Consider the following 24,620-nt stretch of genomic DNA (forward strand, 5'->3'; position numbering starts at 1 on the left):
AGCCAGCACGATGACCGATGTTTGCGCAAAATATATGACTGCTTGATTAAATGTGGTCATTCGCCCGGGTAACACGTTCGGCGAAGTCTTTGGCGTTGATCTCGCCAATCACCCGCACATCGGCGCGTTCGACGCCGTCCTTGCCGAAAAACATCAAGGCCGGTGGACCGAACAACTGATAACGGTCGAGCAAGGTGCGTTGCTCGGCATTATTGGCGGTGATGTCGACGCGGATCAGCCGGTAGCCCTTCAGGCGTTCGACGACGATCGGGTCCTTCAGCACCTCATGCTCGATGACTTTGCAGCTGATGCACCAGTCGGCGTACCAGTCGAGCAGCAGCGGAGTGCCGGACGACCGGGCCTCGGCGAGTACGCGGTCGAGATCGGCGGAAGTGCTGACGGTTTGCCAGGCACCGATGCCTTGTACAGGCTGGTTGCTTTCGACGACGCGCGGCTGGCCAATGGGATTGAACGGATCGGTCTGGCCGCTGAACGCGCCGTACCAGCAGGCCAGGGCGTAAAACACCAGGAATATTCCGAGCAACTGCCCGAGGCGCTTGCGCGGCGGCTTGTAGACGAACTCCAGCGCACCCATGAACAAGCCTGCGCCACCGGCCAGCAGCCCGATCAACAGCAAGGTGACCTGGCCGGGCAAGACACGGCTGAGCAGGGCGATCGCCAGTCCGAGCAACAACACACCAATCGCGTTTTTCACGTAGACCAGCCATGGACCGCTTTTCGGCAGCCAGGCAGCACCGCCGGTGGCCACCAGCAACAGCGGCGCACCCATGCCGAGGCCGAGCATGAACAGCTTCAGACCGCCGCCCAGCGCATCGCCACTGGCGCTGATGTACAGCAACGCACCGGCCAACGGCGCCGAAACACAGGGTGAAACCAGCAAACTGGAGACCACGCCGAGCACCGCGGCGCCCCACAGCGAACCGCCTTCGGTACGACCGGCGATGCGGTCCAGGCGACTGCTGATGGCATGTGGCAGTTTCAGTTCGAAGACGCCGAACATCGCCAGCGCGAACAGCGCAAAAAACATCGCGAAAGGCACCAGCACCCAGGCCGACTGCAATCGCGCCTGCAGATTGAGCTGGGCACCGAACAGGCCCATCAACGCGCCGAGCAGGGCAAAACACGCGGCCATCGGCAGCACATAGGCCAGTGACAGATTGAAGCCGCGCCAGCCACCGACCTGGCCGCGCAGCACTACACCGGACAGGATCGGCAGCATGGGCAGCACGCAGGGCGTGAAGGTCAGGCCCAGGCCGGCGAGGAAAAACAACGCCAGTTCGCGCCAGCTCCATGAGTAAGCCGTTGTCGCGGCACCACTGCCGTCGATGCTCAAACGCTCGGTTTCCGGCGGATAACACAGGCCTTTGTCGGCGCATCCCTGATAGGTCACGGCCAGGGTGAAGGCGCGTTGGTCGGTGCGCGGCAACTCGACGTCGAGAATGCCGTGATAGACCTCGACGTCGCCGAAGTATTCATCGTGCTTTTTCTGGCCATCGGGCAGTTTTGCCGCGCCGAGAACGACTTCGGCCGGATCGGCGCGGAACTGAAAACGGTGACGGTAGAGGTAATAACCTTCGGTGGCGACGAAACGCAGTTTGATCGATTGCGGTGTGCTCTCTACCAGGCTCAACTGGAAGGCTTCACGCACGGGCAGGAAGTCGGCGCTGTTGTTGATCGAGCCCAGGGTCGAACTGGGGCGATCCTCCAGCAAGCCAGTGGCGCTGGCCGGCAGGGCGAACACTAGAAACAGCAGGCAGAGCAAACGGCGCATGACGATCTCGCGTATCGGAATTGGGGGGATGATAGCGGACAGTCGTTCGGTGTGCAGAGCCAAGGATGTGTGGTGAGTGCACTGACGCCATCGCGGGCAAGCCCGCTCCCACAGTGATCTTCAGTGAGCACGAACATTGTGTACTACCGAGAACCCTGTGGGAGCGGGCTTGCCCGCGATAGCTATCTGTCAGACGCGAAAAGCCTGAACGGCTGTATGCAATCGACCACCCAGCACCAGAAGATTTTCTCCCTGCTCACGGCCTTCGCCAATGCGCAGCAGGTTATCCCCGCCCAACTGGTGAATCCGCTCACTGTGGTCACGAATCTCGCTGACAGCGCCGCTCTGCTGGGCCGTGACATCGGCGATGCGCACGGCCGTGTCGGAAATGGTCTGGATCGCCCCGACGATTTTATCCAGCGCACCATCGGCGGCCTGGGCCTGGTTGGCCGTGGCTTCGGCGTGTTCGACCTGGGCGCGCATGCCTTCCACCGATTGCCGCGCGGCGGTTTGCAGCCCCGCGATCAGTGTCTGGATTTCTGCCGTGGCCCCGGCGGTCCGCTGCGCCAGTGAGCGCACCTCTTCGGCCACCACGGCAAAGCCGCGGCCCATCTCCCCGGCCCGGGCCGCTTCGATGGCTGCGTTCAGGGCCAGCAGGTTGGTCTGGTCGGCAATCGAGCGGATCACCGTCAACACGCCACCGATGGTCGCCGACTCTTCGGCCAGGTGTTCGATCATTTGTGCGTTGCCTTGCACTTCATCCACCAGCGCATGCAGGCCGGTGAGGCTCAGGCCGATGACTTTCTGCCCATGCTCCACGGCCAGGCCCGCGTGGCGGCTGGCGTCGGCGGCCTGGCTGGCATCCCCGGCGACTTGTTGAATGGTCGCTTCCAGTTCGCTGAGGGAATCGCGGATCAGTGCCGTGTCGCCGGCCTGATGCTCGGCTCCGCTGTGCAAGTCGTTGCTGAGGTCGGCCAAGGTGCGGCTACTGCCGGCCACTTGTTCGGCGTTGCGGCGAATGGTCCCCACCAGGTCCACCAGATAGGCGCGCAAGCGGTTGAGCGAGGCTTCAATGTCATGCAGCTCGCGGTTGGTGTTGCCCAGTTGAATGTCGCGGCTGAAGTCGCCTTCGGCCCAGGTCGACAGGGCCGGGGCGAGGTTGGTCAGGGTCCGGGCGAGTTTGCGCTGCAAGGTGTCGATCAGCAGGGCGATCAACAGAATCAAGCCGATCATCACGCCTTGCATCAGCCGCACTTCACCCTGGATCTGCCCGTGCTGGGCGCGCACCACCGGTTCCAGCCCGGCAATGGCTTGCTGAACCTCGGCGATTTTCAAGTGCGTCGCGCTACTGAGGTCGGCACGCTTCTGGATTTGATCGCGGGTACGCGAGAGCTCGGCCGGGTAGCGGCTGAGCAGGCTGTTGAGCTCGCGCTTGAGACCGATGCCGGCATCTTCGGCGACGGTTTTTTCCTTGTTCTCAAGGCCCATCATCGAGGCGAAATCGTCGGTATTCGACTCGCTGCTGGTGGTCACGCCCAGCAATGGCAGGGCGTCCAGTTTTTCAGCCTGGGTGCGGATGTTGGCTACTTCACGTTCGACATCGGCGGCCAGTTCACTGCGGCCGCTGCTGACCAGTTTGTCCCGCGCCAGGGACAATTTACCCAGGTGCTGCGCTGCGCTGAGCAGCGGCGTCAGGTAGTCCGCATTACCGCTGGCGTACTGGCTGAGCTGATCGAGACTGGCGCCCAGTTCGCGCTCGGCCTGCAGCAGCAGGGCCTGCGGATCGCCTGCCAGTTTACCGGCCGCCAGCAGGTCGGTCTTGCTGAATTCTTCAAGGGTCGACAGGCTGGGGCGCAGCGTCTCGGCCAGGGCGGGTGGCAATTCGTCGAGTTGTTTTTGCAGGCTGGCGATACCTTGGGCGGCACTGCTCAGGCGCAGGGCATCGCCGCTGCCAAGGTAATCCTCGACGCTGCGGGCGACCTCATTCTGAAACTGCTGCGACAGGCCCAGGTAGCGCTCCATCAATAGATACGGACGCTCAAGGGCTTTTTGCGACCACCACAGCGTAGCGCCGAGGGCCACGCACACGGCCACCAGAAGGAGGGTATTGAGATTGGTCAGCAGCTTCAGGCGCATTTACGGACTACCAACGGCAGAAATGGTAAGTGCCTGAAGTTATTGCGTTTCTGTTACAGGGTTATGACTGTATCGGTCGATTCCGATAAAAAAGTGGCACTTTGCTTTGATGCACGAGCGGCCTGTACGCGGTTGCGTCCACCATGTTTGGCGCGATACAGCGCCTCATCGGCCTGACTGGCCATCAACAGGCTGTCGGACTCATCACACAGCTCGACCACCCCGGCACTGAAGGTGCACCACAAATCCTGGGGTTGAGCGGGGTAGTGAATTTCGGCAAAGCGCTGCCTGATTTCATCGAGCACGTTGTGCGCTGCTTCGAGGTCGGTGTCCGGCATGACAATGGCAAACTCTTCGCCACCGTAGCGCCCGATGAAGTCGGTTTTGCGCAGGCGTTGCTTGAGAAACAGCGCCAGGCTCTTGATCACCCGGTCGCCCATGGGGTGGCCGTGGCTGTCGTTGACCCGCTTGAAATGGTCGATGTCGAGCATGGCAAAGCTCAGCGGCTTGTCCTCGCGGCGGGCGCGGAACGAGCAGTCTTCGAGCAATTGCAGGATGTGCGTGTGGTTGTACAGGCCTGTGAGGCTGTCGCGGACCATCCGCGCCTTGAGGTTGCGCGCTCTGGCTGCGCGGTTGCGCACGGTGGTGATCAGGTGCCGGGGCTTGATCGGCTTGGTCAGGAAGTCGTCGCCGCCCTCGCTCATGGCGTCGAGCTGTTTGTCCAGGTCGTCTTCGGCCGACAGGTAGATGATCGGCACGCTGACGTAGCGGTCGTTGTGGCGGATCACCTTGGCCAGTTCCGTACCGGTGCAGGCCGGCATGTACATGTCGAGGATGATCAGGTCCGGCTGGAAGTCCGCCAGTTCGGCCATGGCCTGGATCGGCTCGATGAGCGTGCGGGTGACGATCCCGGCGCTGTTGAGCAGGCGTTCGGTGTGCAGGGCCTGGGCCCGAGAGTCGTCGATGATCAGCACTTTATAAGGCTCGTACTGGGCGACGCAGGTCAGGACCTCGATTTTCTCCAGCAGGCTCGACGCTTCGAGGGTGCCGGTGAGGAACTCCTGGCCACCGGCGCGCACGGCGGCCAGGCGGGTCGGGGTATCGGTTTCGTGCAGGCTGAAGAACAACAGCGGCAGCTGATGATCGAGGCCTTCCTGGGCTTCGGCAGCCAGTTTCAGGCCGACGCCGGCGCCACTGAAATCCACGTCCATGACAATCGCCGCCGGCAAGCGCTCGATCATCGAGGAGCGAAACGCGTCTACGCTGTCCAGGGACTGGGCGCTGAGGCCGAAGAACTCCAGTTGCTTGGCCAGGCGCTCGGCGCGGTCGTGATCCTGCAGCATTACATAGATGGGCTTGCGCAACGGCGGCAGGAAGGTCTGATCGAGTTGGTCGCCATGCCGCAAACCGGTGCGCGACAGGCGCTGCATCAGGCGATTGAGGTCGGTGATCAGACCGCTGCTCAGGCGTCCGCGGTTGGCGTCCACCGCCTCCAGGGACAGGCCGATGTGGCGCGCCAGTTGCGTGTGTTCCGGTTGCTCGAAGCGCTCGGCGAAACGCAGCAGGCGCAGATTGGCCTCGCTCAGTTCCGAAAGGTCGGCGGTGGACCACTCGCTGCGTTGCAGGCGCTGCCATATCTCAAGAATCTGACGAGCCTGATGAATTACCCGCTGGGCAAAGTGGTGCTTGAGGCGCTCGCGGCTGGGGTCTTCTGGCTCGGTCATATCCTGACTACTAGTTAGGGTGCACACTGAGGTCGACTGGTGGCTCTATGCTAGCACCACTTTTCGGTAACATGAGTGCTGTACGTCAATAATCTGTAATGCGAGCTCATTCAGTTTGTGACCGGTCGGTCTTGTTCTGGCCTTGAAAGTCGCGGTGTGCGGGGGCGAAGTGCTTTAATCAAGGCACTTGACCGACTTGGGTTGGCAGTTGGAGCGTGGCTGACATCGCAGGGCTGGCCAGTGTTGATCAGTCCGGCTTTCCGGGTCTCGGGGGCTAAGGGATTCCCTTAGACGCCAGCCCGGTAATTTTCCACATTGGTGCAATGGCGGGTGCCGGGCCAAGGCACGTTGTTGTATGGTTGTTGTCGAACCGTTGAACCCAAAAGCTTGAAAGGAAATCGCCATGCTGGACTGGAAGAACCGCACAGGCAGTGCGCCTGAACGTGCCGCTGAACCCAAGTCGGAGACCCGCAGTTATTTGGGCGGCCTGCTGTTCAGCCGGGCGCTGGCCACTCTGCTGGGCATCTACCTGTTGGTGGCGAGTGTCCTGGGCTGGTACTGGAGCCAGGAGCCGGCGCTGTTCCCGGTCCAGCAAACCGCACAACTGGCGGCCGAGAAAGAAGGCAGGCAGATGGTCGTCGGCTACACCACGGTGGAAACCCTCAAGACTGTCGCCGGCACTTTGCTGACCAAGCCGGGCGGCTATATTTCCAACGACCGGTTCCCGCCAGGCCTGTGGATGGACAACATGCCGAGCTGGGAATACGGCGTGCTGGTGCAGGTCCGCGACCTGAGCCGGGCATTGCGTAAAGACTTCGCCCGTTCGCAGTCGCAGTCCGCCGAAGACGCCGACCTGGCCAAGGCCGAGCCGCGTTTCAACTTCGACAACAAAAGCTGGGTGCTGCCATCCAGCGAGTCCGAGTACCAGGAAGGCATCAATTCCCTGAGCCGCTATCAGGCGCGCCTGTCCGATCCGAACCAGAAAAGCGCGCTGTTCTATGCCCGCGCCGACAACCTGAACAACTGGCTGGGGGATGTCGGCACCCGTCTGGGTTCGCTGTCGCAACGGCTGTCGGCCAGTGTGGGCCGGGTCAAGCTCAACACTGCGCTGAAGACCGAGGTGGTGACGCCGGGTGTGGCACCGCAGGTTGATGAAGAGATCGTCGAAACGCCATGGATGCAGATCGACAATGTGTTCTACGAAGCTCGTGGCCAGGCCTGGGCCTTGTCGCATTTGCTGCGCGCCATCGAAGTCGACTTCGCCGACGTGCTGGCCAAGAAGAACGCCACGGTCAGCGTGCGCCAGATCATTCGTGAACTGGAAGCGTCGCAGGAGCCGGTGTGGAGCCCGATGATCCTCAACGGCAGCGGCTTCGGCGTGCTGGCCAACCACTCGCTGGTCATGGCCAACTACATTTCCCGGGCCAACGCGGCGGTGATCGATTTGCGTCAACTGCTCAATCAGGGCTGAGTCATGGTCGATAACACCAGGGAAGCCGCGCACCGCGCAGCTTCCGATGCCGAACAGATCGCCTGGGTCGACGAGCACGACAACCTGCTCGGCGCCCTGGTCCGTTCCGACTTGCGCGAGCGCGGGCTGATCGGGCGCGGCACCTACATCATGTTGTTCAATTCCGCTGGCGAGTTGTGCGTGCATCGCCGCACCCTGAGCAAGGCAATCTATCCCGGCTACTGGGACGTGGCGGCGGGCGGCATGGTGCTCGCCACTGAAACCTATGCCGAATCGGCAGCCCGGGAGCTGGAGGAAGAGCTGGGCGTGAGCGGCGTGGAACTGACCGCCCATGACCACTTTTTCTTCGAGGACACCGGCAATCGCCTGTGGTGCTCGGCGTTCTCGGCGGTGTGGGACGGCCCGTTGATCCTGCAACCGGAAGAGGTGCTTGAAGCGCGCTTTATCCCCATCGATCAGGTCATGCTGGAAATCGGGCAAAAGCCTTATTGCCCGGACTCGCTGGCGGCGTTGAAGCGCTATCTGAAGGCTCAACAAGGCAACGTCGCAAAACAGCTATAAATTGGCGCTGATTGGCTCTTAGCAATCAGCGTTTTTGCCGTTACACTGCGCGACCTTTTCAAACTGAACCGGTATTGCTTCATCTGTAGGAGCGAGCTTGCTCGCGATGGACGTCAACGATAACGCGGGCATCCAGAATGAACGCGTCGCCTTTGAGCTCATCGCGAGCAAGCTCGCTCCTACAGTGAAGTGAATGTTGTACCGTTTCAGTAGCGCTGCCCCTGCCTGAGTGGGGCTTCGCGGTCGATAGCCTTGCCAAGTGCTGCGACCAGTCTTTGTCCTCCGAAGAGGATTGCCGGTGGCCAAAAAAGCCGCATCCTTCGCCGCCCTGGGCGGCCTGGTATTTTCCACCGACGCAGGTCGTCATTGCCCGGAATGCAGTAAACCGGTGGACGCCTGCATCTGCAAACAGACCGTTATCCCGGCCGGCGACGGCATCGCGCGCGTGCGTCGTGAAAGCAAGGGCCGTGGCGGCAAGACGGTGACCACCATCACCGGCGTGCCATTGGCTGAAGACGCGCTCAGGGAACTGGCCACGACGTTGAAAAAACGTTGCGGTACCGGTGGGGCGCTGAAAGACGGTGTCATCGAGATCCAGGGCGATCATGTCGAGCTACTCTTGGCAGAACTGATCAAGTCCGGTTTCAAAGCGAAGAAGTCCGGCGGCTAGCAGCCTCTGTGAAAACCACCCTCGGCTTGATCCGGTCCTGATGGCATTCAGGCCTGGCGTCGCCCACATGGTTTTCACAGAGCCTGTTCATGACCGGTTTCTAAACTCGTTGCGGTCGACGGGGTCTATTGCCTCGTTGACGAACCGTCATTTTCATTCTTTAGACTGCGCCGGCCTGAACCCAGGCGACGCACTATGACTTCTTTATAGGGGACTTCGATGTCCGTACGACGCACACGCAAAGACGATGGCAGCCAATGGACAGTTGCGGACAGCCGCAGTGTTTACGGGATTCGCCATTGGGGGGCCGGGTATTTCGCGATCAATGATGCCGGTCGCGTCGAAGTTCGTCCGAACGGTCCGAGCAGTTCGCCTATCGACCTGTTCGAGCAAGTCGACCAGCTGCGCAAAAGCGGCCTGTCCTTGCCGTTGCTGGTCCGCTTCCCGGACATTCTGCAAGACCGCGTGCGTCAGCTGACCGGCGCGTTCGACGCCAACATCGAGCGTCTGGAATACCAGAGCAAGTACACCGCGCTGTACCCGATCAAGGTGAACCAGCAGGAAGCGGTGATCGAGAACATCATCGCCACCCAGAACGTCTCCATCGGCCTGGAAGCCGGCTCCAAGCCAGAGCTGCTGGCGGTGCTGGCACTGGCGCCGAAGGGCGGCACCATCGTCTGCAACGGTTACAAGGACCGCGAGTTCATCCGCCTGGCGTTGATGGGCCAGAAGCTCGGCCACAACGTGTTTATCGTGATCGAGAAAGAATCCGAAGTCGGCCTGGTGATCGAAGAAGCCAACTCGCTGAAGGTCAAGCCCCAGGTCGGCCTGCGCGTGCGCCTGTCGTCCCTGGCGTCGAGCAAGTGGGCAGACACCGGCGGCGAGAAATCCAAGTTCGGCCTGTCGGCGGCGCAACTGCTGTCGGTGGTCGAGCGTTTCCGCGCGGCCGGCCTGGACCAGGGAATTCGCCTGCTGCACTTCCACATGGGCTCGCAGATCGCCAACCTGGCGGACTACCAGCACGGTTTCAAGGAAGCGATCCGTTACTACGGCGAGTTGCGCAACCTCGGCCTGCCGGTGGACCACATCGACGTCGGCGGCGGCCTGGGCGTGGACTACGACGGTACCCACTCGCGTAACGCCAGTTCGATCAACTACGACATGGACGATTACGCCGGTGTTGTGGTCGGGATGCTCAAGGAATTCTGCGATGCGCAGAGTCTGCCGCACCCGAACATCTTCTCCGAAAGCGGCCGCTCCCTGACCGCGCACCACGCCATGCTGGTGATCCAGGTGACCGACGTCGAGAAACACAACGACGACGTGCCGCAGATCGAGAACAAGGAAGCGCTGCCGGAAACCGTGCAGTGGCTGGTAGACCTGTTGGGCCCGACCGACATCGAGATGGTCACCGAAACCTACTGGCGCGCCACGCACTACATGAGCGACGTGGCAGCGCAGTACGCCGACGGCAAGATGACCCTGGCCGAGAAAGCCCTGGCCGAGCAATGCTACTTCGCCGTGTGCCGTCGTCTGCACAACTCGCTGAAGGCGCGCCAGCGTTCCCACCGCCAGGTGCTGGACGAACTCAACGACAAGCTGGCGGACAAATACATCTGCAACTTCTCGGTGTTCCAGAGCCTGCCGGACACCTGGGCCATCGACCAGGTCCTGCCGATCATCCCGCTGCATCGCCTCGACGAAGAGCCGCTGCGTCGTGCGGTGCTGCAAGACCTGACCTGTGACTCCGACGGCAAGATCAACCAGTACGTCGACGAGCAGAGCATCGAAACCAGTTTGCCGGTGCACGCGCTGAACGAAGGTGAAGACTACTTGCTGGGTGTGTTCCTGGTCGGCGCCTATCAGGAAATCCTTGGCGACATGCACAACCTGTTCGGTGACACCGACTCGGTGAACATCTACCAGAACGCCGACGGCAGCGTGTACCACGCCGGTATCGAAACCCACGACACCATCGAAGACATGCTGCGCTACGTGCACTTGTCGCCGGAGGAGCTGATGACTCACTACCGCGACAAGTGCGCCAGTGCCCGCATCAGCGCAACCGAGCGCACGCAGTTCCTCGATGCCTTGCGCCTGGGGCTGACCCGTTCGTCTTACCTGTCTTCCTGAGGTAAGCGTCACGCTCATCAGGTTGTCTGAAAATTTACCGTTTGCCGCGGAATTTTCAGATGACCTGGTGCGGCGATTCTCCTACTCCAAGCGAAATTTCCCGCGTTCTCGACTAACCACAGCATTTGGTCTTCTTTTCGCGTAGGTCATTTCCTAATTTGTCTTTCGGCACTCTACTCGGTCATGTCTCTCGGCGAGAATCCCCGGCCGCCCCTCCTGTAGAGAAACGCCGATGTTCAATCCAGTCAGCGAACCGTCATTTCGTCTGGATGTTGCAGGTTTGCCCGACTCCTTCGAGGTCCTGGCCTTTACCGGTAGAGAAGCCATCAGCGAGCCCTTCGTGTTCGATCTGGAACTGCTGATCGATGACCCGGTGCTTGACCTTGCCAGTTTGTTGTACCGCCCGGCCTCATTGCATTTCGGGCCAGCCGCAAGCTCGGTGCATGGACAATTGCAGGAACTCGTCCAGCGTGACCATGCCTCGGGACCCCGACTCTGCCAGGTGCGCCTGGGGCCAAGACTGGCGTGCCTGGACCAGCGCTTCAGCCAGCGAATCTTCAGCGCCCGTTCAGTGCCGCAAATTATCGACCAGGTGCTCAAGGAGCACGGCATTGTCGGCAAGGATCGACGCCTGGAGCTGAGCGGTGACTACCCGCCCCAGGATTTCTGCACGCAATATCGAGAGTCAGACCTGCAATTTCTCCAGCGACTGTGCGCCCAGGAACGCCTTCACTACTACTTCGAACACCGGGCCCGCGGGCACTGTGTGGTGTTTGGGGATGAACAGCAGCGCTTTCCGGCCGGCGAACCGGCAGTTTTTCGCAGCGAGGGCGGTCGGCCGGCGGTACGGCAGTTCGAACGACAGCGCAGTGCTGTGACAGCGGCGCAGTGTGCCGATTGCCGGACAGACCTTGGGTCATTGCGCAGCGGCCGGCTGATGCCGTTGTCCGGTCATCCGGTGAGCGATTGCAATCGCCTCTGGTTGTTGACCCGCGTTGAGCATTGGGGCAGCCAGGATACCTACCACAATCAGGCCCGTGCCCTGCAATGGCCGGCAACTTTCGAGCCGCCCTGTGCGACGGTCAAGCCACAGATGCACAGCCTGCAACGGGCGTGGGTGGTCGAAGTCGCGGAACCAGGCCCCGACCCGACACGACCGGTACCCGTGCAGTTCGACTGGCTTTATCAGGGCGAAGGGGCGGCACCCAGCCACTGTTGGTTGCCATTGGCCGGGCCGTTGCAGGCCGAGACGTTCTCGCCATTGCTTGCAGGAACCGAGCTGGTCGTGAGTTTTGTCGAAGGCGACCCCGACCGGCCGCAGATAACCGGGGTGCTGCATGCGCCAGCAACGATCGAGGTGACGGATACCGATGCACCCACGGATTTGTGCAGCCATGATGAAGGCCTCGAGCAATGGTTGCGCTCGGCAGAGCCATTGCTGATGTTGTGCCTGTTGCCCGGCGGCGGCAGCTTCAACCATTGCGCACAGGCGTTGTGCACCTGTCGTCTGGCGACGCAGTTCGGCCAGAGCGCTGGAGCATGATCGTCACACGCACGCCCGAGGCACCCCCGCAGTGGCTGTTGCTGGATGTGCCGGGCACGCCGCAGGCGGGTGTCGCATTTCGGCAGATGTTTACCCAGGCCCGTTGCACCGGATTGTTCGAGGGTACGGAGTGGCATGCGCTGCATGAGCAGGGACCGCTCCTGGTCGACCTGCGCACTTGCCCGGCACTGCTCGATTTATGCAGCGTCGACGGACAACGCTGGCCCGGATTGCTGATGGTCGGCGAGGTCGGCGTTGCGTCGTTGCTGGCGCATTTGCGGCGCATGCTCACGGTCACGCTGGGTCTGCACCGGGCCCTTTTGAGCTATTACAACCCGATCACGGCGAGCTATTTTTTCGATGCTTGCGATGCCGCTGAACTGAGTCGCTGGCTGGGGCCTATCCATCAGTTGCGCTGGTTCGGCGGCAGTTGGGCGGATCGCGCAACGGGAAGCGAGGGCTGGCAACGCTTGTCCAACCCTCGGCTGGCGGTCAGGCCGCTGGCGGTCGAGGAGAGCCTCAGCGCCGGGCAACGGGAAAAACTGCAAACCTGTCTGCTCGAACAGCATGCCTGGCGCTGGAACCGATCCACCGGTGCCGATTTCTCCCGCCTGTGGGCCCATGTGCAGGAAGGACTGGCGTTGGGGTTCAGCGAACGGCCGGTGCTTGATGGCTGGATATGGCTGCGCTTGCAGTACCCCGATGCCGTGCCCATGCAGCCATTGCCGGGCAGGACTCAACAGGAACGCCTCGAGAATTTGCGTCACCTGTGGCAAAACAACCGACCCTGGTCATGAGGTCGATCCGATCAGTGAGTGCTGCCGGCAAACCAGCCATCGTTACGGCGCAGGCGCCAGGCGATCACGCCGAGGGTCAGACTGCGTAGCAGCATGAACAACAGAAAGGTTGTCCACAGGCCATGGTTGCCCAAGCCTTGCAATGCCCAGCCGAAAGGCAGCACCAGCGCCACGGTCAGCAGCATGCCGTTGCGCATTTCCCTGGCGCGGGTGGCGCCGATGAAAAGGCCGTCGAGCAGGTAACTCCAGACGGCAATCAGCGGCAGTACGGCGAGGTAGGGCAGGTAGATGAACGCGGTGTCGCGCACACTTTGAATGTCGGTCTGCATCTCGATGAACAGATGCCCGGCGAACAGGAACAGCACGGCAAAGCCCAGGCTCGCCAGCAACGACCAGCCACCCGCCACCACCAATGAACGGCGCAGCGCATCGCGGTCGCGGGCGCCCAGGGCATGCCCGCACAGCGCTTCGACGGCGTGGGCCAGGCCATCGAGGGCGTGGGCGGTCAGCAGCAAACCATTGAGCAACAGGGCATTGGCCGCGACCGTGGCGTCGCCCAGCCGCGCGCCTTGCACCGTGATCAGGAAAAACACCGATTGCAGCGCCAGGCTGCGGATGAAGATGTCGCGGTTGACCGCCAGCAATGGTCGCCAACTCTGCCACAGCGCCAATGCCGCCCAGGCGATATGCCCGGGGTAGGCGCGCAGGGCTTTGCGGGTCATCAGCAAACCGATCAGCGCACCGGTCCATTCGGCAATCACCGAGGCCCGGGCAGCCCCCGCCACGCCCCATTCCAGGCCGAGGACGAACCACAGGTTGAGGGCAATGTTGACCAGGTTGGTGCTCAGCAGAATCGCCAGCGGCGCCCGGGCATTCTGGGTGCCGAGGAACCAGCCGACCAGTGCATAACTGGCCAGCGCGGCGGGCAGGCCAAACAGGCGGATATGGAAGAACTCGCGGGTCAACTGACCGAGCTCCGCCGAGGGTTGCATGAAGTGCAGCGCCACCCCGCTCAACGGCACCCCGACCGCACCCAACACCACGGCCAGGCCGAAGGCGAGCAACAGGCCTTGCAACAGAACCTGCCGCAAGGCCGCGCCATCCCCGCGCCCGGCCGCCTGGGCGGCGAACCCGGTGGAGCCCATGCGCAAAAAGCCCATGGCCCAGGCAAGGAAGGTATACAGGCTGGCGCCGACCGCGACGGCGCCGAGTTGATGGGCGTGGGGCAGGTGGCCGATGACGGTGCTGTCGACCAGTGCCACCAGTGGTACGGAAATGTTCGAAAGAATCATCGGCGCGGCGAGTGCCCAGACCCGGCGATGGGTAGGGCGGTCGCGCCAGTCGGCGGTCAGGTTGGACATGCGGGCTCCTTGGGGGAGCGGGCATTGTAGCGGCACATTGCGGATATGCCGCGCTCCAATGTAGGAGCCGGCAAGCCGGCTCCCACAGGAATTGCTGGTGTCAGTGAATGATCCAGCTGAGCAACCAAAGCCCCAGCATCAACCAGATGATCCCCATGATGAACGATGCATTGAGAAAGGCGCGGATCGCCGACCACAGCAGGATCAGCCCGAGGATCAGGGTCACGATGCTGACGACCGAGGTGTCCATGCCCAGTGCCCTGGACAGGCCCTCGACAAAATTGCTGCTGGCGTTGCTCAACAGACTGAACAGCCCACCGAGGCCGTCAACGATGAAGCGGATGACCGAGCCGAGTACCTGGCCGAGCCATTCGAAAAAACCTTCTACCTGCATGAAGTGGGTGTCCTGATTGAAGAGAATCGAGTCTTGGGCTGTCGATCATGCTGCCGAGTTCCCACAAGCATAGAGCGTTGCACTGTACCTGTGGGAGCCTGCTTTCGCTGCCCCTTGCCTTCATCTGTGATCCCCCCGAAGCTATACGCCTTCAGGAGAGCCCGATGAACCTTGTTGAACTGACCGAACGCCTGCACGCCATCCGTGACCGCAATGACTGGCGGCAATTTCACAGCCCGAAAAACCTGGCCATGGCCGCGAGCGTGGAAATGTCCGAGCTGGTGGAGATTTTCCAGTGGCTGAGCGAAGACCAGTCGCGCCAGCTGCCGGCGGACAAACTCGCCCACGCCGGACAGGAAGTCGGTGATATCGTCCTTTATCTGTTGCTGTTGTGCAGCGAACTGGGCCTGGACATGGACGCCGTGGTGCGCAGCAAACTGGCGGACAGCGAACGGAGGTTCAGCTGATGAGCGACCGTCATTTCGATCAACTGGCGACCCGTTTCGCCGAAAAAATCTACGGCGGTGCCAAAGGCGCGATCCGTCTCGCAGTGTTGCAGGCCGATCTGGCCGAAACCTTGCCCGACCGTCCGTTGCGCGTGCTGGACATCGGCGCCGGCCTTGGCCATATGTCGCTGTGGCTGGCCCAGCGTGGCCACCAGGTGACCCTCGCCGAGCCGGCCGAACCGATGCTCGAAGGCGCCCGCCAGCGCTTTGCCGAAGCCGGGCAGAGCGCCACGTTCATTCAGGCACCGTGGCAGGAACTGCTCGGGCAGCTCAACGAACCCTACGATCTGGTGCTGTGTCACGCCGTGCTGGAATGGCTGGCCGACCCCCACGCCATCCTGCCGGTGCTGCATCAACTGACCAGGGCGGACGGCTGGTTGTCCCTGGCGTTCTACAACCGCGACGCGCTGATTTATCGCAACTTGCTCAAGGGCCATTTCCGCAAGATGCGCAAGAACGACATGGCCGGCGAAAAACAGAGCCTGACCCCGCAACAGCCGCTTGATCCGCGCGAACTGGCGGCGCAACTTGACGGTCTGTGGCGGGTCGAAACCCAGAGTGGCGTGCGGGTTTTTCACGACTACATGCCGGTGGAATTCCAGGCCCGCGCCGAACTGGTGGATCTGCTGGAAATGGAGCTGGCCCACCGTCGTCACCCGAGCTTTGCCGGGCTTGGGCGTTACCTGCACTGGATCTGTCGGCCTGTCTGAGCGGAGCACGAAATGAAAAACCATTCGGGTGTACTGCTGTTCTGCCTGGGCCTGGCGGCTTGTCAGGGCAGCAACCCTTATGTCGCCACGTCCAACCCGCTGCCACCGGCGCCACCGCAGGCCGCCAACACCTTTGACCGCAGCGCCTACCCGGCAGCGCCGCGTGACTACGCTCAGTACCGCAGTTGGGCCTGGCTCAACGGCCATCTGCCACCGGGCACCGCCTGGGCGGACTCGGCGCAGGTCGCCGAGGCGGTCAGCAATGCCCTGGACCAGCGCGGCTTGCGGCCGTTGCACGACAATCGCCCGGCGGACCTGTTTGTCAGCGCCGACCTGCGCCTGGAAACCCGCTTGCGCCAGGTCCAGGACGACTATTACGGCGGTGGTTATGGCGGCTACAACGGCTACGGCCCTGGATATGGCGGCTATGCCACCGTGCCGATCATCCGTACCTATCAGGAACAGGTCGTGGTCGTGCAGGTGGACATGTTTGACGCCAAGAGCGGTCAGCCGATATGGAGCTCCAGCGCTGAAACCGGCAACCGTGGCAGCGAAAGCGAACGTGCCGATGCGATACGGGAGGCTGTGGAAAAGGCAATGTCGGCGTATCCTCCTGGTTAGCTTCTTGTAGATAAGAAGCATTCCACAGGATCATGCCTTCAACCGGAGAATCATCATGTTCCGCCGTTTTGTTTTATTGGCAGTGGCCGTGCTGCTCAGTGCCTGCGCCGCCAACCAGGTCAATCATGACTTCGACGCCAGCCGCGATTTTGCGGCCTATCGCAGCTGGGCCTGGAAAGAACCCGCCCTGCAATACCGCCCCGATGATCCACGGATCAAGAGCGACCTGACCGAACAGCGCATCCGTCAGGCGGTTGCCGATCAACTGGATCAGCGCGGCCTGCGTCCGGCCGCCGCAGGCACCAAGGGTGATTTGAATGTGCAGACCTACCTGATTGTCGAAGAGCGCCAACAACAGGTGACCACCAACTACGGCGGCGGCTGGGGCTACCCGTGGTACGGCTATTACGGCGCCCCGATGTACAACGAAACCCGCAATGTCAGCTACAAAGTGGCGACCATCCAGATTGACCTGCTCGATGGCAAGGACGGCAAACTGGTGTGGCGCGGCAGTGATGAACAGATACTCAGCCGCACACCGAACCCGTCGGATCGTCGCGATGCCATCCTGGAAACGGTCACGCGGATATTGGCCAACTATCCACCGCGCGCCTCCTAGCCTCGGCCAACATCTCAACCCCTGTGCCCTCGCAGGGGTTTTTTTGGGGCTTTCACTGGCTTGGAGGGCACTTCATTTCCGCGTGGGTATGGTCCCTGTAGGCGCCGGCTTGTAGGCGATGGTCGTTAACGATAACGCGTGCGTCCTGACAGAACGCGGCGCACTTGAGTCCATCGCCAGCAAGCCGGCTCCTACAGTTCCTGCGTGATTGCGTGAGGAACCTTTTTTGGTACCGGCACTGGCAAGTTGCCAGCAGCCTCTGCCACCCTTGACTACACTGCTTCTCACCAATGGAGGTAGCCCCCGGCAGTGTGCCGGCAAAGGAGTGCGCCATGTCTCCCCGCCTGCAGTTTCGCGGCCCGGCCCGGCAACGGGGGGCGATCGGGTTGATGGCCGCGTTGACCCTGGCCTTGGCTTTGGGGTTCATGTTATTGGTGGTCGATACCGGCAGACTGTACTTGGAGAAGCGCAGTTTGCAGCGCGTTGCCGACGTGGCCGCACTTGAAGCGGCCACAAGGGGAGGAGACTGTTCCGCCAGTTCGACCGCGAACACCTATGCGACGGCCAGCGCCCAACGAAATGGCTTCGCCATACCCAGCGATGGACGCGCTTTGGCTGTGGCGTGCGGTGTGCTTGCGCTGGATGCCAACAACCTTCGAGTATTCAGTGCAGACCCAAGTAAGAGCGAGGCTATCCGGGTTATCGCCAGCCATGTCGTGCAACAGAGTATTGCCGGAGGCATCGGCGCGCTGGTTGGCGGCGCACCGGCGGGTTCAACGATGACGCTGAACGCCACGGCGGTCGCCGCGCTGCCGCCACCCTTGGCTTCATTGACGATCCGCAGTACTGCCCTGACGTTCGATACCAGCAAGGCCGCCATTACCAGTCTGCTTTTTGGGGGATTATTGGGCGGTAACGTCAGTATCAGTGCGGCGGGCTGGAACGGTCTGGTCAATACCAACATCAGCCTGCTCGGCTACCTCAATCGCTTGAAAATCGACCTCGGCCTGACCGCTGGCGGCTACGATCAAGTGCTGGGCAATACGGTCAACGTCAGCCAATTGATCCAGACCGCCATCAATGTGCTGGACCCCAACGGCACACTTGGCGCAACTGCAACGATCGTCAGCTTGCAGGCGCTGAAGGTAGCAGCGGGGACGACGTCCGTTGTGCTGGGGAACTTGCTGGATGTTGAAAGTGGCACCGATATCTCGGCCCTAGCCGTGAATCTGAAAGCGTTCGATCTGATCGAAGGGTTTGTGCAACTGGCGAACAAGAAGAACGCCCTGGTCGCGAGTTTGCCGATCAACATCGCAGGATTGGCGCAAATCACTGCACGGGTGCAGGTGATGGAGCCGCCGCAACTGTCTGCAATCGGCAATCCAAAAAACGCGGCATTGGCCCCTTTGGGCCCCAACCGCATCTATGTCCGTACGGCTCAGGTCAAGACATTGTTGTCGATCAACCTGCCGGTACTGGACGCCATCACGCCTCTGGTCAATGCCGTCATCGATCTCGTTGCACCGTTGACCAACACCCTGAATGCCTTGCTGCATCTGGACCTGGTGGGCGTCGTCAACTCATTGACCTGTGCGTTGCTCGTGCCGTGCGACACGCCGGAAATCAAGCTTTTACCGGCACCGATACGGATCGACATTGCGCTGGAAGCAGCGGGCGCATGGAGTTATGTCACTGCTTACAGTTGTGTGAGTGCGACGAACAAAAGCCTGACGACCAACACCACCACCACGCTGATCGGATTGAAGATCGGGCAGATCAACCCGGCCGATGTATTTGGTACATCCTCTGTTCCACCCACCAACAACGTCAGTCCTCTTAAGGTCATTGATATCGGTGTGCAGACCTGCCAGCGACTACTGGTTTTGCCGGCTGTCTGTTACAACCATCGGCCCGGCGTCGGCGGTGGTATCGATATCATGCTCAACATCCCGATTGCACAAAATGCCAACATGCCCCACGTCTATTCAGCGCCGGCAGCGGCCAACCTGCCGGAGATCAATCAGCCACCGTTTTACCATGCCTACACCACGACCAATATCGTCAACAGCCTGACCACCACTGTCAGCAACCTTGGCGTCAATATGTATGGGCCCTCAGGCAGTATCGTGGGTGGTTTGGGGAGCATTTTGAGTGATGTCGCTACCGCGCTGGTCAATGCGATCAATACCGTGCTCAGCCCGCTGCTGGACACGCTGATCAATACGCTGCTGGCAAGCCTGGGGATCGACCTGAACAAAGTCGAGGTGGGAGCCAATCTCAGTTGTCACTCGGGTCGAGCTGCCCTGGTGATCTAGTCCGCCAGCACGATCGGCAGTTCGATGCAGAAGCGCGCACCCTCGGTGGAGTTCCTCACGCTCAGTTTGCCGCCCATGTTTTCGACGATGCCGTAACTCACCGAGAGCCCCAGGCCGGTGCCGACGCCCACCGCCTTGGTGGTAAAGAACGGCTCGAATATGCGCTCCAGCAAACGCCGGTCGATACCGCCGCCGTTGTCCTCGACCCACAGGCGTACCGAGTGCGCATCCTGTTCGGCGTACAGCGAAATCCACGGTTTGAACCCGGGCTGGGTCTCGCGCTTGCCCAGCAGTGCGTCCCGGGCGTTGACCATCAGGTTGATCAGCACCTGTTCAAGCTGATCGACGTAGCCGCGCACCTGCACGTCAAAACCGGTCTCGCTGATGCGCAGGTCGATGCCCTTGCCGCGCATGCCCTCGGACAACAGCGACAGCGTGCCTTCGATGGCCTGGGCGGGGTTGAACGGTTGCTGCTCGATTTCCGAGCGGCGGCCGAACACCCGCATGTGGTCCACCACCCGCGCGGCGCGCTGCACTTGCGTGTCGATGCGGCTGAGCTTGTCGATCAGGTAATCGACCTGTACATCGCCGTTGGCGAGGCGCTTGAGCACATTGACGATGGCCATGCGCATCACGTTCAACGGCTGGTTGATTTCATGGGCCAGGCCGGTGGCCATTTCACCGAGGGTGGCCATTTTCGCGCTTTGCGTGAGCTGCTGTTGTGAGCGCCGCACCTCGGTGTTGTCGCGTCCCACGGCCTGAACCTCGAGCAAACGGCCCTGTTCGTCGAAGACCCCGCGATCGGACCAGACCCACCAGGCGTGCTCGCGGCCGGGCAGTTGCAGGTTGATCTCGGCGGTGCTCACCGGAAACTCGGGGCTCAGCTGGCTCAGCCGTTGGGTGAACGCGTCGCGTTGCTCCGCGGACATCCAGCTGCCCAGGTTCACCCCCGGCAATTGCTCGGACGACAGTTCCAGATAGGTCGCCAACGGACGGTTGCCGAAGGTCAGGGTCAGGTCCGGCTGGTAGCGGCAGATCATCGCCGGCGAGTCTTCCACCAGAATCCGGTAGCGTTCCTCACTCTGGCGAACCTGTTCGGTGGCCAGGGTCGCTTCGGTGACGTCCAGCCACAGGCCCACGGCTTCCACCGGCAAGCCGAGGTCGTCGCGCAGCAACTTCGCTTCATCGAGCAGCCAGTGATAATCGCCGCGGCTGTCGCGCAAGCGATAGCGCGCACGCACCGAGCCTTCACGCAGCAACTGCCGGGTGCGCTCGAAATACTGCGGGCGGTCGTCGGGGTGCACCCGCTCGACCAGCGTTCCGGGGGCGCAGTCGGCCAGGGTCCAGCCGAGCAATGGCAACAGGCTGTCGCTGAAGAACACCGGTTGCAGCGCGCCTTCGTCATATCGCTGCACATAGATTACTGCCGGAGAGCTGGCGATCAGATTGTCCAGGCGGGCATGGGCGGCGGCGGCGCTCTGCTGCTGATTCTTGATGTCGCTGATGTCGAGCATGAAACCCACCAGCCGACGGTTTTTTCCCACCCCCAAGGCCTGGCCTTGCAGGCGGTACCAGATGGGTTCGGGTGCATCGTCGGGGCGGAACAGGCGCACGCACATCAGGAGCGGCACGCCCGACGCCTGCAAGTCTTGCAGGCGCATGCGCAGCTCTTCGCGGTCGGCGGGATACACCTGATCGAGCCAGTTCTGCACGGACAAATGCGATTGAAGGTTCAGGGCTGTGGCCAGCGAAGGCGCCAACTGCACCTCGTCGCTGTCACTGAAGACTTCCCACCAGCCTGTGCCGAGCAAGGCTTGCAGCGATTCCAGGCGTTCCAGTTGCAGATGATGGCGGTGCTCGCGCAGGCGTTCGAGCAAGGGGCTGGCGAGCGCGGCGGTGATTTGCAGCCAGTCGCGCTCCGTGACGTCGGGGGCGCGTTGAGGCGCCGTGTAGAAACCGCACAGCAACCAGGCGACCACCCCATGCGCATCGTGGTAAGGCACGGCGAAGCCATCGGTATTGCCGAAGGTGTCCTGCAGGCGCGGGTGTTCGCGCAGGGTCAGGTGCTGCGGTGCCGAGCCGCTCAGACTGTCCAGCCCGGTGCCCAGGCGCTGGCCGTTTTGCCAGAGCTGCGGTGCATCGAAAGCGCCGTAGTGCTGGTGAATTTGCCAGCCCTGTTCCTGCTCATCGAGCAAGGCCAAGGCAATGCAGGGGATCTGAAAACGCATGGTCAGGCATTGCAGTTGGTCGGCCAGTACGTCGGGCAGGCGCGTCAGGCTGCACAGGCGCAACTGTTCGGCGATCTGCATCGCCAGCACCTGGCATTGCTCGCGGTTGCGCGATTGTCGGCGCTCCATCAGCAAGTCGCCGATGTCGAGCAACTGCAACAACCAGGCCTCGGCCAAGGGCTGCACCCAGCCGCGCAAATGCAGCGGCGGACCGCTGAGGCTGTAAAAATCCAGGTCCAGGGTCTGGCCCTGCCAGTGCGTCGGCGCACCTTCGATGACCAGGCAGCTGTGGGGCAACAGGAAGTCGAGCAGGTGCGGTGCCTGCGCGCGGGGCGGTTGCTGGGCCAGCAAGTGGCGCAGCGGCCCGCTCAGTTGAACGACACGGCCCTCGGCGTTGAGCTGCATCTGCAATCCGAAACCCTGCACCCGCAGCGTCTCCGGCAACTCCTGCGGGGGCGGCGGATGGCGGTGGAGCAGGCGCCCGAAAAGTTTATCCCCAGCGCTCAAAACTGCAGGCTCGAACTGGCCGTGAGGGTGGCCGGCAGATTGGGTACCTGACCGATGCCCGGCAAATTCAGGAACGGAATGACGGCGCTGATTTTACTGGTGGGGTAATTGATGCGAACGGTCAGCAACCCGTCCACGAAGTTGACGGTGGCGTCGGTGGCGGCATCGAAGTTCAGGGCCGGTGGAATCCAGGCTGTTTGCGTGGTCAGCTCCGTTGTGGCGCGGGCAATCAGGGCGGCATTGTAGCCGGGGGTAGCCGGGTCCAGCGCCACGCTGCGGCGCACGGCTTCGGCGGTCGACTGGTTGAACGACTGCATCAGCAACAGCGGCAGGCTGTAACTGATGATGCCGTAGAACACGCCAAAGAAAATGATGAACACCAGGGCGAACTCAATCGCTGCGGCACCTTTTTGTTTGTGGGGGAGGCTGGCTTTCATGAGTGCGTCTACCCTGACCATCACTGTGTAATGTCAGCATAGAATCATTCAGCCGAAACGGACGTTTTTTACCGAATGCAGAGCTTTGTCCTACTGATCTGGTTGGCACTGTGCGCCGCACAGGATGCCCGCCAACGGCACATCGCCAATGGCCTGACCCTGGGCGTCGGCGCCCTGGCCCTGGCATGGCTGCTGTGGAGCGGCACGACCTGGCTGGGCGCCGAGGCGCAACAGGGGGGCTGGGCGTTGTTGCTGGCGCTGGGCTTCACGCTGCCGGGTTATTCCATGAGGCGCCTGGGCGGCGGCGACGTGAAACTCATGGCCGCCCTGGGTCTTGCGACGGACGGTATGCACGTGCTCGGTACGTTTATTGGCGCCGGTTTGGCCAGTGTTTTCTGGCTGCTGCTGGCGCCAAGAGTCTGGCTTCATATGAGTCAAGGGCTTAGAACCCATCTTTGTTATATGGTGCCTGGAATGTCAAAGAAGCAGCCATTTGCTCCGTTCGTGCTGGCGGGAATGCTGCTGACATTGGCCTGGCTCCGCTAATCGAGCCTTGTATGTACATAGCCGGAAACTACGTCTACTTTTCAGACTGTACAGCCGCTGGCTGTCGGTGAGGGACGGGTCAACCTTTGGCCTGACAGGGAGTTGCACGTGAGCAAGTTTACTTCGGCAGTAAAAGTCCTTGTGGTCGACGATGCGCCTCTGATCGTTGAAGAGCTTTGCGAGTTTCTGGAGAGCAAAGGTTACCGTTGTGTTCCCTGCGAGTCGGGTCGTCAGGCGATCGAGCGTTTCAACGAAGACCTCGATATTGGCCTGGTGCTGCTGGACTTGCACATGCCCGGCATGGATGGCCTTGAGCTGATGCAGGAGCTGCAGCGGCTGTCGGGCAAGCACCGGGCGTTCGAGGCGATCATGCTCACCGGGCATGCCGACAAGCAGGACGTGATCAAGGCCTTGCGTGCTGGCGTTGCCGACTACTACCAGAAGCCGATCGACCTGAATGAGTTGTTCGAAGGTTTGCAGCGTCAGGAAATTGCCTTGCAGGAGAAGCACAAGAACCTGCAGTTGGGGCATTTGAATCAGAAGCTGCAGTATTTGTCCGAGTCGATCGATGATCTGTACCAGGACCTGGACAAGGTGCGGCGTGGTCCGCAGGCGGTGGACTCAGGTGAGCGGGGTGGCGCTGATGTCGATGCGCTGGAGATTCCGGCGATTTTCCATCAGCTGTCGCCACGGCAACTGGAGGTGGCGCGGTTGGTGGGCAAGGGGCAGACCAATTATCAGATTGCCTGTGAGTTGGGGATTACCGAGAACACGGTGAAGTTGTATGTGTCGCAGGTTTTGCGGTTGACGCATATGCATAATCGGACGCAGTTGGCTCTGGCTTTGTCGCCCAGCAGTTCGGGGGGGCGGCAGCGGGTTACGGCGCATTGATTTGTGTGTATATCCGTTATTTTTGTAACGGCGGCTTATGGTTTCGCCCTTACGGCGAGTCCCTTTTGGCAAACGCCCCAAAAGGAACCAAAAGGTCTCGCCCCTGGCGTACGGCCCCTCGCTAAGGCTCGGGGTTCCTTCGCTCCGGTATCCATCCGGGGACACTGCCCTCCGGTCGGCTTCGCTTCGACCTACATGCAGCGTGTTCGACTGCGTCGAACGGCGCTGCGCGCCACTCCCCGGATGAACACCTCCACTCAGCCTCCCGAGGGGGCGGGTGGATCAAGATCAAGAGCTGCAGGCGAGCTAACGCTCGGCCTGATGAGTGGTGAAGAGCAGCGGGTGTACGCGGCTTTTGCTTTTGCTTTTCTGTGGGAGCGAGCTTGCTCGCGATGACGGCCTGCCAGCCGACAATCTCTTTGAGATGTACTCAATCCCTGTAGGAGCTGGCTTGCTAGCGATGGCGGCCTGCCAGCCACCCAATCTCTTCCGAATGTACCCAACCCACTGTAGGAGCTGGCTTGCCAGCGATGGCGATCTGTCAGCCCACACAATACTGTGCAGTTTTCCTTAAACCCCAAGGAAACCTCCGACACGTTTTTCAGGTTGTCCCTCGGAAGTGCAATCTCTAGCCTTTATCGGTCACTGCAAATTCAGT

At 61.6% G+C, this 24,620-nt stretch carries 20 protein-coding genes; 13 read left to right on the top strand and 7 right to left on the bottom strand.

What is annotated here, in order from left to right:
• Window positions 1-46: 46 nt before the first annotated feature.
• The 3 genes from AB4O16_RS19510 to gcbA all read right to left on the bottom strand — a co-directional run bounded on the left by AB4O16_RS19510 (window position 47) and on the right by gcbA (window position 5,652).
• On the bottom strand, window positions 47-1,792 hold the full coding sequence (locus AB4O16_RS19510) for a protein-disulfide reductase DsbD (protein ID WP_160389567.1): 1,746 nt from the start codon (window positions 1,790-1,792) through the stop codon (window positions 47-49).
• Between the two features lie 189 nt (window positions 1,793-1,981).
• Window positions 1,982-3,928: a methyl-accepting chemotaxis protein gene (locus tag AB4O16_RS19515; RefSeq protein ID WP_460155580.1), complete on the bottom strand. Its 1,947-nt coding sequence runs from the start codon at window positions 3,926-3,928 to the stop codon at window positions 1,982-1,984.
• A gap of 53 nt (window positions 3,929-3,981) precedes the next feature.
• A complete protein-coding gene (gene gcbA / locus AB4O16_RS19520) occupies window positions 3,982-5,652 on the bottom strand; it encodes a diguanylate cyclase GcbA (RefSeq protein ID WP_160389565.1) in 1,671 nt (556 codons plus the stop codon).
• A 403-nt stretch (window positions 5,653-6,055) separates the two neighbouring features.
• Between gcbA and AB4O16_RS19525 the strand changes: the two genes are divergently transcribed.
• The 6 genes from AB4O16_RS19525 (at window position 6,056) to AB4O16_RS19550 (ending at window position 12,827) form a co-directional block, all read left to right on the top strand.
• Window positions 6,056-7,123: a DUF2333 family protein gene (locus AB4O16_RS19525; protein WP_160389564.1), complete on the top strand. Its 1,068-nt coding sequence runs from the start codon at window positions 6,056-6,058 to the stop codon at window positions 7,121-7,123.
• Between the two features lie 3 nt (window positions 7,124-7,126).
• Complete coding sequence (locus AB4O16_RS19530) at window positions 7,127-7,684, top strand: NUDIX hydrolase (RefSeq protein WP_160389563.1); 558 nt, start codon at window positions 7,127-7,129, stop codon at window positions 7,682-7,684.
• A 298-nt stretch (window positions 7,685-7,982) separates the two neighbouring features.
• Window positions 7,983-8,354: a translation initiation factor Sui1 gene (locus AB4O16_RS19535; RefSeq protein WP_160389562.1), complete on the top strand. Its 372-nt coding sequence runs from the start codon at window positions 7,983-7,985 to the stop codon at window positions 8,352-8,354.
• 219 nt (window positions 8,355-8,573) lie between these two features.
• Window positions 8,574-10,487: an arginine decarboxylase gene (gene speA, locus AB4O16_RS19540; RefSeq protein ID WP_160389561.1), complete on the top strand. Its 1,914-nt coding sequence runs from the start codon at window positions 8,574-8,576 to the stop codon at window positions 10,485-10,487.
• 232 nt (window positions 10,488-10,719) lie between these two features.
• The gene (locus AB4O16_RS19545) at window positions 10,720-12,030 is read left to right on the top strand and encodes a type VI secretion system Vgr family protein (RefSeq protein WP_460155581.1); all 1,311 of its coding nucleotides are present in this window, start codon (window positions 10,720-10,722) and stop codon (window positions 12,028-12,030) included.
• Complete coding sequence (locus AB4O16_RS19550; RefSeq protein ID WP_460155582.1) at window positions 12,027-12,827, top strand: DUF4123 domain-containing protein; 801 nt, start codon at window positions 12,027-12,029, stop codon at window positions 12,825-12,827. Before AB4O16_RS19545 ends, AB4O16_RS19550 begins: the two co-directional genes overlap by 4 nt.
• Window positions 12,828-12,838: 11 nt before the next feature.
• Here the strand turns inward: AB4O16_RS19550 and AB4O16_RS19555 are convergent, their stop codons facing one another.
• Both AB4O16_RS19555 and AB4O16_RS19560 read right to left on the bottom strand, forming a co-directional pair.
• Window positions 12,839-14,188, bottom strand: a complete 1,350-nt coding sequence (locus tag AB4O16_RS19555) for an MATE family efflux transporter (RefSeq protein ID WP_160389558.1) — start codon at window positions 14,186-14,188, stop codon at window positions 12,839-12,841.
• A gap of 100 nt (window positions 14,189-14,288) precedes the next feature.
• On the bottom strand, window positions 14,289-14,582 hold the full coding sequence (locus tag AB4O16_RS19560) for a hypothetical protein (RefSeq protein WP_160389557.1): 294 nt from the start codon (window positions 14,580-14,582) through the stop codon (window positions 14,289-14,291).
• Window positions 14,583-14,746: 164 nt separating this feature from the next.
• On the opposite strand from AB4O16_RS19560, the gene AB4O16_RS19565 reads away from it, so the two are divergent.
• The 5 genes from AB4O16_RS19565 (at window position 14,747) to AB4O16_RS19585 (ending at window position 19,353) form a co-directional block, all read left to right on the top strand.
• Window positions 14,747-15,049, top strand: a complete 303-nt coding sequence (locus AB4O16_RS19565; protein WP_160389556.1) for a MazG-like family protein — start codon at window positions 14,747-14,749, stop codon at window positions 15,047-15,049.
• Entirely contained in the window at window positions 15,049-15,798 is a 750-nt protein-coding gene (locus tag AB4O16_RS19570; RefSeq protein WP_460155583.1) for a methyltransferase domain-containing protein, read from the top strand. The genes AB4O16_RS19565 and AB4O16_RS19570 overlap by 1 nt, the downstream gene beginning before the upstream one ends.
• 12 nt (window positions 15,799-15,810) lie before the next feature.
• Window positions 15,811-16,419: a DUF4136 domain-containing protein gene (locus AB4O16_RS19575; RefSeq protein WP_160389554.1), complete on the top strand. Its 609-nt coding sequence runs from the start codon at window positions 15,811-15,813 to the stop codon at window positions 16,417-16,419.
• Window positions 16,420-16,474: 55 nt separating this feature from the next.
• On the top strand, window positions 16,475-17,038 hold the full coding sequence (locus tag AB4O16_RS19580; protein WP_160389553.1) for a DUF4136 domain-containing protein: 564 nt from the start codon (window positions 16,475-16,477) through the stop codon (window positions 17,036-17,038).
• Between the two features lie 332 nt (window positions 17,039-17,370).
• Window positions 17,371-19,353 carry a pilus assembly protein TadG-related protein gene (locus tag AB4O16_RS19585; protein ID WP_460155584.1) on the top strand — a complete coding sequence of 661 codons (1,983 nt, stop codon included), beginning with the start codon at window positions 17,371-17,373 and terminating at the stop codon, window positions 19,351-19,353.
• Here AB4O16_RS19585 and AB4O16_RS19590 read toward each other — a convergent pair.
• On the bottom strand, window positions 19,350-22,088 hold the full coding sequence (locus AB4O16_RS19590) for a PAS domain-containing sensor histidine kinase (protein WP_460155585.1): 2,739 nt from the start codon (window positions 22,086-22,088) through the stop codon (window positions 19,350-19,352). The two genes, AB4O16_RS19585 and AB4O16_RS19590, sit on opposite strands and share 4 nt — an antisense overlap.
• Window positions 22,085-22,525 (bottom strand): TadE/TadG family type IV pilus assembly protein, encoded by a 441-nt coding sequence (locus AB4O16_RS19595; RefSeq protein ID WP_160389550.1) that lies wholly within the window; start codon window positions 22,523-22,525, stop codon window positions 22,085-22,087. The genes AB4O16_RS19590 and AB4O16_RS19595 overlap by 4 nt, the downstream gene beginning before the upstream one ends.
• A 75-nt stretch (window positions 22,526-22,600) precedes the next feature.
• On the opposite strand from AB4O16_RS19595, the gene AB4O16_RS19600 reads away from it, so the two are divergent.
• Both AB4O16_RS19600 and AB4O16_RS19605 read left to right on the top strand, forming a co-directional pair.
• On the top strand, window positions 22,601-23,071 hold the full coding sequence (locus AB4O16_RS19600) for a prepilin peptidase (protein WP_460155586.1): 471 nt from the start codon (window positions 22,601-22,603) through the stop codon (window positions 23,069-23,071).
• Window positions 23,072-23,179: 108 nt separating this feature from the next.
• On the top strand, window positions 23,180-23,962 hold the full coding sequence (locus tag AB4O16_RS19605) for a response regulator transcription factor (RefSeq protein WP_460155587.1): 783 nt from the start codon (window positions 23,180-23,182) through the stop codon (window positions 23,960-23,962).
• Window positions 23,963-24,620: the final 658 nt, after the last annotated feature.

The organism is Pseudomonas sp. S2_H10 (assembly GCF_054668285.1).